This is a genomic window from Treponema socranskii subsp. socranskii VPI DR56BR1116 = ATCC 35536, from assembly GCF_000468115.1.
In the GTDB taxonomy this organism is placed as follows: domain Bacteria; phylum Spirochaetota; class Spirochaetia; order Treponematales; family Treponemataceae; genus Treponema_D; species Treponema_D socranskii.
Map to the genome: position 1 here is coordinate 1 of NZ_AVQI01000070.1, position 15,751 is coordinate 15,751.

15 protein-coding genes are annotated in these 15,751 nt (G+C 49.2%); 14 read left to right on the forward strand and 1 reads right to left on the reverse strand.

Annotated features, from left to right (window positions below; translation table 11 throughout):
* Positions 1–366: 366 nt before the first annotated feature.
* Together HMPREF0860_RS09720 and HMPREF0860_RS09725 are read left to right on the forward strand one after the other, a co-directional pair.
* Positions 367–894 (forward strand): GNAT family N-acetyltransferase, encoded by a 528-nt coding sequence (locus HMPREF0860_RS09720; RefSeq protein ID WP_021329863.1) that lies wholly within the window; start codon positions 367–369, stop codon positions 892–894.
* 170 nt (positions 895–1,064) lie between these two features.
* Positions 1,065–2,555: a nicotinate phosphoribosyltransferase gene (locus HMPREF0860_RS09725; protein WP_021329889.1), complete on the forward strand. Its 1,491-nt coding sequence runs from the start codon at positions 1,065–1,067 to the stop codon at positions 2,553–2,555.
* Positions 2,556–2,698: 143 nt separating this feature from the next.
* Here the strand turns inward: HMPREF0860_RS09725 and HMPREF0860_RS09730 are convergent, their stop codons facing one another.
* Entirely contained in the window at positions 2,699–4,396 is a 1,698-nt protein-coding gene (locus HMPREF0860_RS09730) for an FAD-dependent oxidoreductase (RefSeq protein ID WP_021329866.1), read from the reverse strand.
* Positions 4,397–4,644: 248 nt separating this feature from the next.
* Between HMPREF0860_RS09730 and HMPREF0860_RS09735 the strand changes: the two genes are divergently transcribed.
* The 12 genes from HMPREF0860_RS09735 (at position 4,645) to HMPREF0860_RS09790 (ending at position 15,554) form a co-directional block, all read left to right on the forward strand.
* On the forward strand, positions 4,645–6,192 hold the full coding sequence (locus HMPREF0860_RS09735) for a BglG family transcription antiterminator (protein ID WP_162147011.1): 1,548 nt from the start codon (positions 4,645–4,647) through the stop codon (positions 6,190–6,192).
* Complete coding sequence (locus HMPREF0860_RS09740; RefSeq protein WP_038082404.1) at positions 6,176–6,643, forward strand: PTS sugar transporter subunit IIA; 468 nt, start codon at positions 6,176–6,178, stop codon at positions 6,641–6,643. Before HMPREF0860_RS09735 ends, HMPREF0860_RS09740 begins: the two co-directional genes overlap by 17 nt.
* Positions 6,640–6,900: an HPr family phosphocarrier protein gene (locus HMPREF0860_RS09745; RefSeq protein WP_021329861.1), complete on the forward strand. Its 261-nt coding sequence runs from the start codon at positions 6,640–6,642 to the stop codon at positions 6,898–6,900. Before HMPREF0860_RS09740 ends, HMPREF0860_RS09745 begins: the two co-directional genes overlap by 4 nt.
* A 6-nt stretch (positions 6,901–6,906) precedes the next feature.
* Positions 6,907–8,550, forward strand: a complete 1,644-nt coding sequence (gene ptsP / locus HMPREF0860_RS09750; protein ID WP_021329877.1) for a phosphoenolpyruvate--protein phosphotransferase — start codon at positions 6,907–6,909, stop codon at positions 8,548–8,550.
* 2 nt (positions 8,551–8,552) lie between these two features.
* Entirely contained in the window at positions 8,553–8,912 is a 360-nt protein-coding gene (locus HMPREF0860_RS09755) for a PRD domain-containing protein (RefSeq protein ID WP_021495725.1), read from the forward strand.
* A 14-nt stretch (positions 8,913–8,926) separates the two neighbouring features.
* The gene (locus HMPREF0860_RS09760) at positions 8,927–9,298 is read left to right on the forward strand and encodes a DUF2620 family protein (RefSeq protein ID WP_021329890.1); all 372 of its coding nucleotides are present in this window, start codon (positions 8,927–8,929) and stop codon (positions 9,296–9,298) included.
* 35 nt (positions 9,299–9,333) lie between these two features.
* On the forward strand, positions 9,334–10,656 hold the full coding sequence (locus tag HMPREF0860_RS09765) for a YhfT family protein (protein ID WP_021495721.1): 1,323 nt from the start codon (positions 9,334–9,336) through the stop codon (positions 10,654–10,656).
* Positions 10,657–10,744: 88 nt separating this feature from the next.
* On the forward strand, positions 10,745–11,635 hold the full coding sequence (locus tag HMPREF0860_RS09770; RefSeq protein ID WP_038080691.1) for a phosphotriesterase family protein: 891 nt from the start codon (positions 10,745–10,747) through the stop codon (positions 11,633–11,635).
* 41 nt (positions 11,636–11,676) lie between these two features.
* Positions 11,677–12,738: an aminotransferase class V-fold PLP-dependent enzyme gene (locus HMPREF0860_RS09775; RefSeq protein WP_231364308.1), complete on the forward strand. Its 1,062-nt coding sequence runs from the start codon at positions 11,677–11,679 to the stop codon at positions 12,736–12,738.
* 26 nt (positions 12,739–12,764) lie between these two features.
* Complete coding sequence (locus HMPREF0860_RS09780; protein WP_021329881.1) at positions 12,765–13,931, forward strand: YhfX family PLP-dependent enzyme; 1,167 nt, start codon at positions 12,765–12,767, stop codon at positions 13,929–13,931.
* A gap of 2 nt (positions 13,932–13,933) precedes the next feature.
* Entirely contained in the window at positions 13,934–15,142 is a 1,209-nt protein-coding gene (locus tag HMPREF0860_RS09785) for a phosphopentomutase (protein ID WP_021329868.1), read from the forward strand.
* Between the two features lie 127 nt (positions 15,143–15,269).
* Positions 15,270–15,554: a PTS sugar transporter subunit IIB gene (locus HMPREF0860_RS09790; protein ID WP_021495724.1), complete on the forward strand. Its 285-nt coding sequence runs from the start codon at positions 15,270–15,272 to the stop codon at positions 15,552–15,554.
* Positions 15,555–15,751: the final 197 nt, after the last annotated feature.

Sequence of the window (15,751 nt, forward strand, 5' to 3'; positions counted from 1 at the left end):
CGGGAATTATTTTGTACTTGACTTTTCGGCTCATTGTTTGTATATTTACAGTAATCCTTGCAGGGTTTTCCTGCTTCGATGCGCGATGCCGTACGGAATTGCATCTTTATTGTCGTACGTTTTATGTTTTAAAGCGCTTGTTCCGAAAGCAGTCGCGTCATTGGCAACCCGGTAAAAAGCGAAACCGGAAGAGGGATTCATAATGCGGAGCCGGACCGCAAATCCGGAATTGCGGGAAAGAGCAAGTAGGCGTTTTGCCGAACATCTTTCCCTCTTGTTTTTTAAAGCGCAAAGCCGCGCGACGCAAACCGTGATAAAGCGTATACACGGCTGTACACGCGCTGAAAAATCGCTTACAATAATCGTATGATATTCCGTGCCGCATTACCGTCCGACATCCGCGCGATTATGGATATCGAAAGTGCATCCTTTGACGCCGCTACTCGTGAAAGCGAAGCAGTGTTTTTATCGCGTATCGAAATCTGCGAAAACTGTTTTATTGTCTTTGAAGACGTAGAGCGGCATAGGATTTGCGGCTATTTCAGCGCGGAAAAATGGGAACGCATCCCCGACAGCGATAAAGCGTTTTCGCTCGAACACGACCCGGTCTCTTCGCACCGCCCTGCGGGAAGCGTACTTTATTTGAGTTCATTCGCATTGCTTCCCGAATACCGCGGGTGCGGCATCGGTAAAAAACTCTTTGCACAATCGGTCGAACACTTTTCATCCGGCAATCCGGAAGTCAAAACCGCGCTCCTTCTCGTAAACGAAGCGTGGCGCGGCGCGCGGCATATCTACCGAAAAAACGGATTTTCGGAACTCCGCCGCATCGAAAATTTTTTTGCCGAAGACGGCGTAAAAACAGCCGGCATCATCATGACGAAAGCGCTGTAAAACAGCATCACATACACATCCGATTTTGATTTTGACTAAATACGGTAAATCAATTACAATACGGCTTGTCAGGGAATGCAGCGTAAGACGGATGCCGGCAAAGCGCGCAAAAAACCTCTCTGAAAAATCGCAGATACGCGATTATCGATTTTTATCAATGAGGTATTTGTATGAAAGAATCCGAAGCGAAATCTTCCCTGTCTGAAAACGGGGGCATCACGAGCGCGCTCTTTACCGACTTTTACGAACTCACGATGGCGCAGGGCTATTGGAAAGAAAAGATGAACCGTCCCGTCGTCTTCGATATGTTTTTCAGGCGCCAGCCGTGGGCGGGAGGTTTTTCCGTCCTCGCGGGAAACGAAACGCTGCTCGACGTTCTCACGTCGTTCCGATTCGAAGAGGCCGACATCGCGTACCTCGCCGAACAAAAGATATTCGATAAAGGTTTTCTCGATTATTTAAAGGATTTTTCGTTCGGCGGAGATGTCTACATGATGGACGAAGGTTCGGTGATTTTTCCGCAGGAACCGCTCATTCGAATCCACGCAAATCTCATCGAAGCGCAGATCGTCGAAGGATTGATTTTAAATTACGTCAACTTTCAAAGCCTCATCGCGACGAAAACGTCTCGCGTATGGCTCGCATCGAATAAGGGCAGTCTCATGGAATTCGGTTTGCGCCGAGCACAGGGCCCCGACGGAGCGATGAGCGCATCGCGGGCGGCATACATCGGAGGAGCTGCGGGAACGTCGAATACGCTCGCGGGAAAACGATACGGCATTCCCGTCATGGGAACGATGGCGCATTCGTGGATCATGTCGTTTTCGTCCGAGCTCGAAGCATTCCGTGCGTACGCGAAAATCTATCCCGAGCATTCGGTTTTTTTGATCGATACTTACGATACGCTGAAATCGGGAATCAAAAACGCGATCATCGCAGGCAAAGAACTCGCCGCAAAAGGATATAATTTCGGCGTACGGCTCGATTCGGGCGATATCTCCTATCTTTCGACGGAAGTGCGAAAAGCGCTCGATGCGGCGGGTTTGCCGAACGCGAAGATTTCCGTTTCAAACGAACTCACCGAAGACATCATTTCGACGCTTGTCGCCGAGCGCGTCCCGATCGACAGCTGGGGCGTCGGCACGCACATGGTAACCGGCGGAAAGGAATCGTCGTTTACGGGCGTGTATAAACTTGCCGCCAGGCACGATGAAAAAACGGACGCGCTCATTCCCGCGATGAAGTTTTCGGACAATCCGGCGAAGACGACAAACCCCGGCATAAAAAACGTGTTTCGCCTCTACGACGAATGCGGTATGGCAAAAGCCGACATCCTCGCGCTTGACGGAGAAAAAATCGAAAAAGGAAAAGAATACCGCTACTATCACCCGATGATCGACTACCGCCAATTCGCGTTCACGGCTTCCCGCGTCGAGCCGCTTTTAAAAAAGCGAGTCGAAGGCGGAAAGCGTACGAAGGCACGCATTCCCGACAGCGAACAGCTTGCGGTAAGCCGGAAGACGATGAGGGAGCAGCTTGAAACGCTCGACGAATCCTATAAGCGTTTATTGAATCCTCACATCTATAAAGTGTCCATAACGGAAAAGCTCAAAGATTTGAAGCTGCGCTTTATCAAAGACAATATCGCGCGCGGCGAATAAAAAAGCCGCCGAAAAAACAGCGCCGGTGCCGAGCTTTATAAATGCAAAACCCGGCACTGCGCACCAAGCGAAAGCGAACGAAGTTTTCTCCGAAAGAACCCCTTATCGACCGATACTTTCGCCCCCGACATTACCTCCGATAATTATTTGAAATTATATGCCGTAACGATAGGCTTCCGATTTTGCACTTTATCGGTAAAGTATTCGTATTCGCTCACGCCGAGAAAAGAGCCCATGATATTGTACACGTTTTTCCAGCCGCTGCCCTGCAGCGCGCAGATCGCGTTGTAGCTTCTCTGGCTCGAACGGCAGTGCAAGTACACGGGTTTGTCTTTCGGTATTTCGTTCATGCGCTCTCGCAGGGCGCTCAGCGGGATGTTGACCGCGTTGACGATATGCCCCGCTTCATATTCTTTCGGCTCGCGCACGTCGATAATGCACGCATTCCGTTCGACAAGTTCGCGCACTTTCGTGACGGGCACTTGCTTAAACACTCCGTTCAATATATTGAGGCCGACGAGGGCTGCATAGTTTACGACGTCTTTTGCGGTGCCGAACATCGGCGAATAACACAATTCGAGCTCTTTCAAATCCTCGAGCGTTCCGTGCAGCATAATGCAAGTCGCGATGACATCGATGCGCTTATCGACCGCACCTTTTCCGATCGCCTGTGCGCCGATGATCGCTCCTGACGGTTTTTCGAAAATCAATTTGAAAAAGAGCGGGTTTGCATTCGGCATAAGGCCGACTTTATCGCCGGGGATGACGTACACGTAATCGTAATCGATTCCCGCTTCTTTACACGCTTTTTCGTTTAAGCCGGTGCACGCCGCGTTGAAATCGAAGCAGCGGATAACCGATGAACCGATGACGCCGGTGTTGCGGTGCGGAATACGGTACATATCGTCGGCGGCCGCTCTCGCTTCTCTTTGGGCGGGACCTGCGAGCGTGAGGCGCGTTTTTTTATTTGTGATAAAGTGCGTCACTTCGACCGCATCGCCTACTGCGTAGATGTCGGGAACGTTCGTGCGGTAATTGTGATCGACGAGGATACCGCCCGTCGCACCGAGCGCGACGCCTGCAGATTTTGCAAGTTCGGTTTCAGGCCGCACGCCGAGTGCCATGATGACCGCCCCTGCAGCGATCTTTTTGCCGCTTTCGGTCGTAATGTCTTTTTCGCCGATTTCTTTGATGCCGTCGCCGAGGACGAGAGCGACGCCTTTGTCGTACATTTCTTTATGCAAAATCTGCGCCATATCGTAATCGAAGGGCGCAAGCACTTGGTCGAGCTTTTCGACGATCGTGACGTTTTTTCCGGCAAGCTTAAAGTTTTCGGCGACTTCGATGCCGATAAAACCGCCGCCGACTACGACGATATCGCTTACGGAGTGCTCCGTAACGTAATCGTCGATCTTTTTGATATCGACGACGTTGCGTACCGAAAATACGTGGCTTCGATCGATGCCCGAAATCGCTTTCGGCATGACGGGAGACGCGCCCGGAGAAAGGACGAGCGTATCGTAGCTTTCGTCAAACTCTTTTCCGCTCGTCAAATCCTTTACAGTAACCGTTTTTTTGTCGGCATTTACTTTGAGCACTTCGTGCGACGTTTTCGCAACGATATTGTACTGTTTTTTAAATTGTTCGGGCGACATAAGCACGAGGTTGCCGCTTTCCTTTACGATCCGGCTCAAAAAAAAGGGCAGCGAACAGTTCGAAAACGAAACGTTCGGCCCCTTTTCAAACATAATGACTTCAGCACTTTCATCAAGCCTTCGGGCACGGGCGGCAACGGAAGCACCGCCTGCGACTCCGCCGACGATTACGATCTTTTTTGCCATTTTTTCAATTACCCCCTGTTTTAGTATGTTATTGAGTATACATCCCATAATTAAAAACTGTCAAGATTGATACAAATATTTTTCTATAATTGTTACATATCTCAAAAATAAAAGCATACATCGACAGGTTCGGCAGCGAAAATACGGGTATCGAAAACGGTAAAGATGACATCAAACCTTCCTGTCAACAAAAATTTGATTTTCCTTTACAAGACCAAACGAGTCGAGTTATGATAAACTATTACGGTATGGATATTCGAATAGCTTCCATCATCAATATCTTATTCGACGCGAACGATTATATCTCTTCCATCGTTATCGCGGAAAAATTGGGTATCAGCGAAAGCACGCTGTTTCGGCTGCTGCCGCAGCTGGAGGAGTGCACGGCACCCTACGGTTTACATTTTTCCAAACTGCGCGGCAGAGGCTTTATGCTGAGCGGCAGCGAAAAAGCGAAAGAAAAACTCATTGCAGACTTTGCGCAAAAAAATTACAAGCCCGAATTTTCACCGGCGGAAAAAAGCTTTTTAGCCTTTCTCCACCTGCTCAATGAAAAAGATACGGTAAAGCTCGCCTCCCTTGCAAACGTTTTAAAAATATCGGAAAGCGGAGCTGCAAAGATCGTATCCGAACTTGAAACGCGTCTTGCAGGTTCGGGCTGCGAAGTCATCCGCAAAAGAGGTTTCGGCACCTGTATCGGCGGAAACGAAATCGCCGTCCGCCTCGCAGCTCTAAACAGCGCCTGCCTCTATGTAAATTTCAACGAATTGATGAGCCTGCTCTACGCCTACATTCACCGCTCGGCATCGGAACGGAACATATTAAAACTGTATTCGTTTACATCCGCCGTCTTTGAATTTTTCGATGCCGAAACGACGATAAAAAATAATTTTGATATCGTCGAAACTGTCGAACGCAGTACCGGCGTTTCTTTTTCCGATATCGATTTTATCCTCATGTTTTTGTACATCGGCATAACGGAACTGCGACGCAAAAACGGTTTTTTTATAGAGCCGTCTGCGGATGAACGAACCGAAAGAGTCGAAAGCGAAGCAAAGATTGTGCAAGCCGTTTCCGATGCGGATTTTTTTATCGGCGGCAATCCTCAGTGCGACAACGAAATACGGGTTTTGACGGAAGTATTTCAAAGCACGGAAGCGTACAACAATATCCTGCCGAATCAAAAAGAATACGAACGGATCGCCGAAGATTTCATAACGTTTATCGAAGGCGCTTTGGACGGCCGCGTCGCGGAACAGAAAAGAACGGCATATATCGTTTACCTGCAGATACTGCACTTGATAAAAAGGCACAAGGGACTTTTTTCCATTCAGCAAAATACGTCGCGCCTTGCCGAAAATATCGTTCTCAAAAACAACGGTATGCAAAAAATCGTCAAACCTGCAGCCGAATACCTGCAAAAGCGTTTACACATTCCCGTTTCCGAAGAAGACGGAAGCGTTATGCTCGGCTTTATCTCTCCTTTTTTCGAGCGCAATACGCGGAAAATTTCCGCCGGACTCGTATGCGCTTCGGGTCTCGTCGTCAGCAGCATATTGAAAGAAAAACTCGGCAAAGCTTTTCCCGAATTGGATCCGATCGAAACGATTTCCATCCGAAAATTAACCGATGCATACGTAAAAGAAAACAATATCGATTTTATTATTTCGTTTATCGAAACCGCGCCTCTTGCAGTCCCTGTTGCTCATATTTCGGTCAGGCTCGAAGATTCGGACATAGAACAGGTAAAATCGATACTGCAAAATATACGACGGGGGTATGAAAATGCGGGCTGATTTTATTTTACAACACAAAACGTTCGCACTCAAAGCGCAGTTTGCGACATGGCAGGATGCCGTAAAAAAAAGCGTCGATCTGCTCATCGGCTGCGGATGCGCCGCCCCTTCGTACTACGAGGCCATACTGCAGTCGGTACGGGATTTCGGTCCCTACTTCGTAATCGCCCCCGGCATCGCGATGCCGCACGCGCGGCCTGAAAGCGGCGCGTTGAAACTCGGCTACAGCTTGGTGTGTTTGCACGAGCCGATCGCATTCGGACACAAAACAAACGATCCCGTCGACATTCTGCTGTGCATTACGGCGCCCGACAAACAATCCTTAAATGAAAAAGCGATCATCGAAGTGATGACACTGTTCGACAACGACGATGCGTTACAGGCTTTACGCAAAGCGGAAACGGAAGCCGATTTGGAAAAAATACTGAAAACTGCGGAGGCGCATACATGATTGCACAAGAGATAACGATTCAAAATCCGACGGGATTACACACGAGACCGGCAAACGATTTTATCACGCTGGCAAACACTTTCGGCTGCGCGATTACAATTCGCAAAGGCGATAAAAGCGCAAATGCGAAAAGCATTATCAAACTGCTGCGCATCGGAATTTCGCAAAACGACGTCATCACGCTGGAAACCGACGGCGACGACGAAAAAGAAGCGATGGACGCTTTGACGAAATTTCTCGCCGAACTGAAGGAGTAGCGCGGCATGTATAAAGAATTGCACGGAACGGTATTATCCGACGGCTTGTGTATCGCTCGGATCGTAAAATCGGCGCACCGAAAAAAACGGGATACGGAGAAAAAGATAGACGCGGATGCGATCGACTCCGAATGCGCTCAATTTCAAAACGTAAAAAATACCGTCCGGCAAAAACTCGAAGCGTTCATGCGCAAAGCCGATGCGGATTCGGACAAGGCACAGGCCGATATTTTAAAAAGCTATATCGCGATTTTGGACGATCCCGAACTCGAAAACGACGTCGTCGAAAAAATAAAAAACGATTTCGATACGCTGCAAGCCGCCCTCGCCCGCACCGCCGACGAATACGTCGAAGCTATGGGCGCTTTGGAAGACGAATACCTTCGCGCACGAGCGGACGACTTCAACGAATTGTTTTCGATGCTGCTCTTTTGCACGGATCCCGAAACGGCACAAGCCCCGCGTTTGACGGAACCGTCCGTTTTGGCGGCCTATGCGGTCACGCCGGTCGATATGGCCGAATTGGATAAAACGCTCCTTTTGGGAATCCTCTGCGAAACGGGCAACAGAACATCTCACGCGGCCATCATCGCGCGTGCAAACGGCATTCCGATGCTTTCGAATATCCCCTACGACACAGCGGAAAACGGCGATACCGTCATCATCGACGGAGAAGCGCTGTTCGTAAACCCGCCCGACGAAAAGATACGGTCGTACGAAAAAAAATACGCCGAAGTGCAGGCGGAAAAGCGCTTGCTGCAGACGCTCGCGGAAAAGAGAGCCGTAACGCTCGACGGTACGGTTATAGAACTCGAAGCGAATATCGGTTCGGAAGCGGAAGCGGAAAAAGCTTTACAGGAACGCGCGGACGGCATCGGTTTGTTCCGCACCGAATTTATTTTAAATGAAAATCCGGATCGCATTCCGTCGGAAGAGCGTCAATACGAAATCTATGCGGCCGTTTTGAAAGCGATGCACGGAAAGCCAGTGACGATCAGAACCTTCGATATCGGCGGAGATAAACAGTACCCGTGCCTAGCGATGCCGAAAGAGGAAAATCCGTTTTTAGGCTGGCGCGGCATACGCTTTTGTTTGGACAATAAAGATTTTTTTTACACGCAGCTGCGCGCGCTTTTTCGCTCAAGCACGGAAGGAAAACTGCACATCATGTTTCCGATGATCACGGAAGAAGAGGAAGTGCGGCGGGTCTGCGCGATCGTTTCGGAAATAAAAAGCGATTTGGACGCCCGGCACATTCCCTACGGCAAAGACGTGCAAATCGGTATCATGATCGAAACGCCGGCTGCCGCCCTCATCGCGGAACGGCTCGCTCCCCTCGTCGATTTTTTCAGCATCGGTTCGAACGATTTGACCCAGTACACGCTCGCCGCGGACAGGGGCAACGACAAGATAAGCGCTCTCTACCGAGAATCGCATCCTGCCGTATTGCGTCTTATACAAAACGTCATCGAGGCGGCCAAAAAATACGGCAAACACGTTTCCGTCTGCGGAGAGATGGCGGGAGACGTTTCTTTTACAAAAAAATTGCTCGATATGGGATTGCGCTGCTTCAGCATGTCGCCGGCAAACATACAAAAAGTCAAAAGAGCGATTCTTTCGGCAACAATAGAGGCATACACAGAGGAATGATCATGGAAGATCTGATGTACAGATTGTCGCTGCTGACCGAAAACAAGGTCATCGCGGAAACGACAAAAGAAAAAATCGTTACAATGATTTCTCATTTGGATTCCAAATACGGGATTTCGCTGAACGAAGAAAACGGCAGCCGCTTCGTCACGCATTTGGCGATGGCGCTTACGAGAATCGAAAAAGGAGAAGGTATCACCGAAGTTTCCGATACGATGATAAAAGAAATCGAACGGGAAAAGAATTTCGATGCGGCTAAAGCGCTCGCCGAAGAACTCGAACGCGATATCTTCAAAACGGAATTCCCGATGCAGGAGCGGTATTTTATTATCACCAATTTATTAATACTTATGGACGAATAAGGAGGCATACTGAGATGGCAAAGAAGATCGCCGTCGGCGGACAGATGGATAAACAGCTGATCGCAAAGCTCATCGCGCAGTACGGAGGCGAAGAGGTCGCGGTCGACATAAAGGGCGATATCGAAGCTGCTATGGGTGTCAAAACAAATGCGTACGATTACTATGTCGGCGCATGCGCTACCGGAGCCGGAGCGGCGCTCGCTATGGCCATAGGTTTGCTCGGAGCAGGCCGGTGCGTTTCGCTCAGCATTCCGGGTAAAATTTTAAGCGACGAAGAGATAGCGCAAGCGGTCAACGACGGAAAAAAAGCGTTCGGTTTCGTCAATACCGACGCGGAACGGGTACTGCCGGTTTTGGTACAAGCGATACTGAAAAAGGAAAACTAGAAAAACTTAATAAAATCTTTCAGGAGGAAAAGAAAATGATTTTTCACATCAATGCATTGACCGTTTTGGTCATGGCGGCTTTGGGAGGACTTTCGTCCCTCTTGGCAAATCAAAGCATCGCCGTCTTTCACGACGGACTGAGACCGCTTTTGCCGCAGTATTTAAACAAAGCGATGGACAGACGGAGTCTCTTTGCGACAAGCTTTGCACTGTCGTTCGGTCTCGTCATCGGTTTCGGCTTGCCGACATCGATTACGGGAAAAATCATCATCGTGCATACGATTCTGCTCGCCTGCGATATTATCGGTACGGCGTTCAACGATACGAAACGCGGTATGATTTTGTCGGCGGCGGTCGGCTGCGTATACGGTATACTCCTGCTCTTCGGCATGCAGGTGATCATGAATCTGTTTGCAAAAATGCCCATCAACTTTACAAGCAATTTAAGCAGCGTCGGAAATTTGATCATCATTTCGTTTTGCGTGTTTCCCGCAATCGCCGTCGCTTACCAAAAGGGTGTCAAAACGGCAGCCGTCGTCCTCGTATTGACGATGCTCATCAAACACGTTACCTCTCTCTACGGAAAATTTACGGTCAACGGAGTAAAGGTCGCGCTCAACGCGGACGGTATGGCTCTCCTCTTCGGTATCTGTGCGATGCTTGTCGTCGCCGCCCGCGTCAAATCCGATAAAACGGGAGAAGCGACGAAAGTGTTTTCGCTGTTCGAAGACAATATCGCGCGCATACGTAAAAACGTCGTTTTGCTTGCGATAAGCGGAGGCGTCGTAGCGCTTGCGACGACGCTGCTCTTGATTTCCGAAGGCCCCGCGTCGCTGACTTTGACCGCGGAGGGAAATTACACGGAAGCCGCGATGGTAGCGCTCGGAAGGATGCTCGGCTTTATCCCGCTCGTCATGACGACCGCTATCATGTCGGGCGTCTATTCGCCTGCCGGAACGAAAGCCGTGCACGTCCCCGCCCTCCTGCTCATCAACTTCGGCATAGTCGGTCTGGTCGGATCTTTCTTTATCGGCGCGCTGATCATGGTCATCGAAATCCTCTTGCTCATCGTTATCGCAAAAGGTATGGATAAATCGCCCGGATTAAAGGATTTGGGAGACAATACGCGGACGGCCATGTCGAAAGTGTTGGATTTGGCGCTCCTCGTCGGCGGTATGATCGCCGCAAACGCCATCGCACCGACGATGGGATACATCCTCGTCATCGGTTTGTATTTCTTAAATCAGAATTCGAAAAAGCCGATACCGACGATGGCGGTGGGACCTGTCGGCGCAATATGCACGGGTATTTTGGTAAACATTCTGCACGTGATAGGATTATTCCCCGTCGCAAAATAATTTAATAATTTAATAGGCGAGTTTTGCGGATCCGATGCGCCGTAAAACTTGCCGTGTCATCGATATACGAAAATTGAAAGAGGTTTTTATGCTTGCAGACGGTTACACGCTGATGCACGAACACATTCATATCGATCTGTCGAAGGTAAAAAACAATGCGGACTGCCGGCTCGACTGCAGGGAAGAGACGGTCGCCGAATTAAAAAAGCTCTATGCAAAAGGCGTACGAAATATAACCGAAGTTACGAATATCGGCATGGGAAGAGACGTACGCTATGTCGCTTCCGTCGCCTGTGAAACGGGCATCAATATCCTCTGCGCTACCGGCTTTTATAAAGAGCCTTTTTTGCCCGACTGCATTTATGAAAAAAGCGAACGCGACATCGCCGGTATCATGATCAAAGAAATCACGGAGGGCATCGACGGTACGGAAATCAAAGCGAGCATCATCGGCGAAATCGGCTCAAGCGAAAATGCGATAAGCGATATCGAAAAAAAAGTGTTCAATGCTGCGATCATCGCGCACAAAGAGACGGGTACCCCGATAACGACGCACACGACGCTCGGAAAACTCGGAGCGGAACAGATCGCCCTTTTTAAAAAGCAAAACGTCGATCTCGGCCGCATTTGCATCGGACACCTCGATTTAAGCGGCGATATAGACTATATACTCAAAATACTCGAATCGGGAGCATACGTCGAATTCGATACGATAGGAAAAAACAATTATATGCCGGACGACGTCCGTATCTCCATGCTGCAGGAAATCGAAAAAAGAAATTTAATCGACCGCATATTTTTTTCGATGGACATCACGCGGAAGTCGAATATGGAACACAAAGGCGGCATAGGCTATTGCTATCTTTTCGACACGTTTATTAAAAATCTGCTCGGTGCGGGATTCAAAGCGAGTTCGATAGAAAAAATATTAAAAGAAAATCCGAAAAAATTTTACGGACAGACAGAGGACAAACACTGATGCGCGCATATCCGTTAGAATCCGTCAGCCTGCGCGGCGCGATGGAAAAACAATTTGCATTGGTCGATATCATCACAAAGCATTTCAGCGGTTCCGAATTTCTTTCTACAGGGGATTTGGGACTCAATACCGCCGTTCATAAACCCGTGTGTACCGAAACTGCGGAAAAAGTGTTGGCCGAATTTTTCCATGCGGAAGCCTGTATGTTGACGCGGGGAGCGGGTACACAAGCGATCCGCTGGGGACTCATGTCCGCGCTGCGCCCGTCGGACTGCATCCTCGTACACAGCGCACCGATGTACCCGACGACGGAAGTGAGTGTCGCATCGATGGGGCTCCGCGTCGTACGCGCAGACTTCAACGACGATGAAAGCATCGTTCGCGCGCTCCGGGAAAACGATATCGCGCTCTGTCTCGTGCAGCATACGCGCCAAACGCTCGACGATGCCTACGATCTGCAGCACGTAATCGATTTGATAAAAAACGAAAAACGAGAAACGGTCGTACTGGTAGACGATAATTATGCGGTTATGAAAACCGAAAAAATAGGCTGCGAATGCGGTGCTGATTTGTCCGCGTTTTCGCTTTTCAAATTATTGGGGCCCGTCGGCATAGGCTGCCTCGTCGGAAAAAAATCGCTCATCGACACGGTGTGCGCGTACAACTATTCGGGCGGCGGACAAGTGCAGGGGTTCGAAAGCATGGAAGCGCTGCGTTCGTTGGTATATGCTCCGGTCGCCCTTGCGATTCAGGCGGAACAAAACGACAAGCTCTTGCGTGAACTGAACGACCGCGAAAAATTTCCGTACGTACGGCAGTGTCTTTTAGCAAACGCGCAGTCAAAGGTACTGCTCGTCGAATTCGACAAACCCGTCGCGCAAAAGGTATTGGCCGCCGCCGAAAGATTGGGTGCACTGCCCTATCCCGTCGGTGCGGAATCGAAATTCGAAGTGCCGCCGCTGTTTTATCGGGTATCGGGAACATTTTTGAAAAAAAATCCCGAACTGCGCGATACGATGATCAGGATAAATCCGAACCGCAGCGGAGCACAGACGATCATTCGGATTTTAGACGAAGCGTATAAAACGGCGACGGCGGATTAAAGGTTTAAGGAATATCAAGGAAGGCTATGTTTTTACAAACGCTCATACGGCGAAATCAAAAACTCGTACGCGCGGCATACAAACTGCATAAAGATTGCAGAATTTTGCCCGATTCGTATGTCATCGACGTCGATATGCTTTTGCAAAATGCGCGCCGTATTGCGGATGAAGCGAAGCGATGCGGCGTACGCCTCTACTATATGACAAAGCAGATCGGGCGAAATCCGTATATAGCGCAAAAACTGGAAGCGCTGGGCTACGACGGCTGTGTCGCAGTCGATTTTAAAGAAGCGGAAACGATGATGAAGTACGGCGTAAAACTCGGACACGTCGGTCACCTCGTGCAGATACCGAAAGCTGCGGTAAACGATATCGTAAACTATGCCCCTGAAGCGATTACGGTCTATTCCGCAGAAAAAGCAAAAGAGATTTCCGATGCCGCGCTTCAAGCGCATCGAATACAAAATATCATGCTCCGCATCGTCGGAAAAAGATCGAATATATACGCGGGACAGGAAGCTGGATGCACTGTGAGCGAACTGGAAGAATTAATAAAAAAAATACAAACGTACAAAGGGGTAAAGCTCTCAGGCTTAACGTCGTTTCCGTGTTTTTTATACGATGAGCGGACGCAAAGCGTCGAACGGACGAAAAACATCGAAGATTTGACGGAAGCAAAAACCTATATCGAATCGCGATTCGGCATACCGATCGAACAGATGAATATGCCGTCCGTGACGAGCGTGCGAACCGTACCGCTGATAAAAGAATCGGGCGGTACACACGGAGAGCCGGGACACGCGCTGACGGGCACGACGCCGTTTAACGTGCACGACGATTCGGCGGAAATACCGGCATACGTATACGTATCGGAAATCTCCCATACATTTAAAAACAAATCGTACTTTTACGGCGGCGGTTTTTATCCGCGCGGGCACTTTCAGCACGCGCTCATCGAAGACGGAGACGGCACACTCGCCCTACAAAACGTATCGGCATTTCCCGCAGGAAACATCGATTACTATTTGGAAACGCCTTCGCGGCAAAGTATCGGAAAGACGGTGCTCGCGTGTTTTCGCACGCAGATGTTCGTCACGAGATCGGATATCGTTTTGGTTGAGGGCATTCAAAGCGATGCGCCGTCGATTATCGGCGTGTATACGGGACAGGGTATAAAAAAAGAAGGTGATTGATAATGGCGCGATTTATCGTTTTAGTGATAGACAGTTACGGGGTCGGCTATATGGACGACGTGCTGCAAGTGCGGCCGCGCGATTACGGAGCTAATACGTGCCGTCATATTTTGGACAGCGTTCCCGATCTGTACTTACCGCATTTCGAGCGGCTCGGTTTAATGAATGCGCTCGGCTGTGATTACAAAAAGATGAAGATGAATGGAGAGGCGGTATTCGGTAAATCGAGACTGCAGCATTACGGCGGCGATACCTTTTTGGGACATCAGGAGATCATGGGTACGCGCACGCAAAAACCGCTTATGAAGCCGTTTTCGTTTTATATCGATCAAGTGGAAGCGGCTTTAAAAGCTGCAGGGCATTCGGTTGTGCGCCGTAAACAAAATGCCGAATATTTATGGGTAGACGACTGCGTCGCCGTCGCCGATAACCTCGAAACGGATCCCGGACAAGTATACAATGTGACGACGAGCTTCCGAAATATATCGTTTGAAAAAGAATTGGAAATCGCAAAGATCGTGCGGAGCGTCGTCGAAGTCGAACGGGTCATCGTGTTCGGCGGAACGAAGGCGACGACGGAATCGATCCTCGCTGCGGAAACGGAACGGGAAGGAAAGTATATCGGCATCGATGCGCCGAAATCGCTCGTGTACGAAGAAGGCTATATGGTGCGCCATTTGGGGTACGGCGTCGTACCGGAAGTGCAGCTGCCGTTTTTGCTCGGCAAAAAAAATATTCCGTGCATACTCATCGGTAAAGTTGCCGATATCGTAGCCAACGCTTCGGGAAAAAGTTTTTTGAACCTCGTCGACACGAAAACGATTTTGGATGTAACGATAGAGCAGATATCCTTATGCGATCACGGTTTTATCTGCGTCAACGTGCAGGAAACCGACCTCGCAGGACACGCGCAAAATCCCGAACGCTACGCCGAAGTTCTCGGTATCGTCGACGGCTATATCGGAAAAATCATCCGGCTGCTGAAAGAAGACGATATACTCGTCGTAACGGCAGACCACGGAAACGACCCGACGATCGGACATTCGCAGCACACGCGGGAATACGTCCCGCTTTTGATATACAAACAAGGTGTGCGCGCGGTCAATATCGGTGTCAGAAAAACGATGGCGGATACCGCCGCGACGGCAGCGGAATTCTTTTCGGCAGAAAAGCCCGAAGCGGGAGAAAGCTATCTGTCGTATCTCGTATAGAAAAAGATTGCGAAATTTGCAATTCCGGTGTATCGTATATATGATAATAATATGAGGATGATAAAAAACGGCACAAAGACTGCCGGCGTTTTTATCTCGCCGTTTAATTGGCTTTATGGGAGGAAGAATGAAAATTCTCGTGGTATGCGGAAGCGGTTTGGGCAGCAGCTTTATGATGGAAATCAACATAAAAAATATTTTGAAAGAATTGGGGCTTTCGGATATTGAAGTTGAGCACACCGATTTAAGCTCCGCAAAAGGTATGCAGGCGGATATCTATATGGGTACCCGCGATATCACCAATCAATTTATCGGATTTAAAGGCGAGATAATCTCTTTGGACAATATGATCGACAAAGAATATATGAAAAGCAAACTCGTCGAAAAGCTCAAAGAGATGAAGGTTATCTGAATTGCCGATCGGAAGAGTTTTAATCGGCGATACGGCGCCGCCGCCGGTTATAACTCCCGCTCATTGCAGTGCCGCCGTAAAATCTCTCCGTAGGAGGAATGATAAAAAGTGTCGTCTGAAATATCGCCGACACTGGAGCCTAGAGCCGAAAAACGCTGAAACGTTTTTCTTTTATCGGAGACACTCGCGATTTCTGT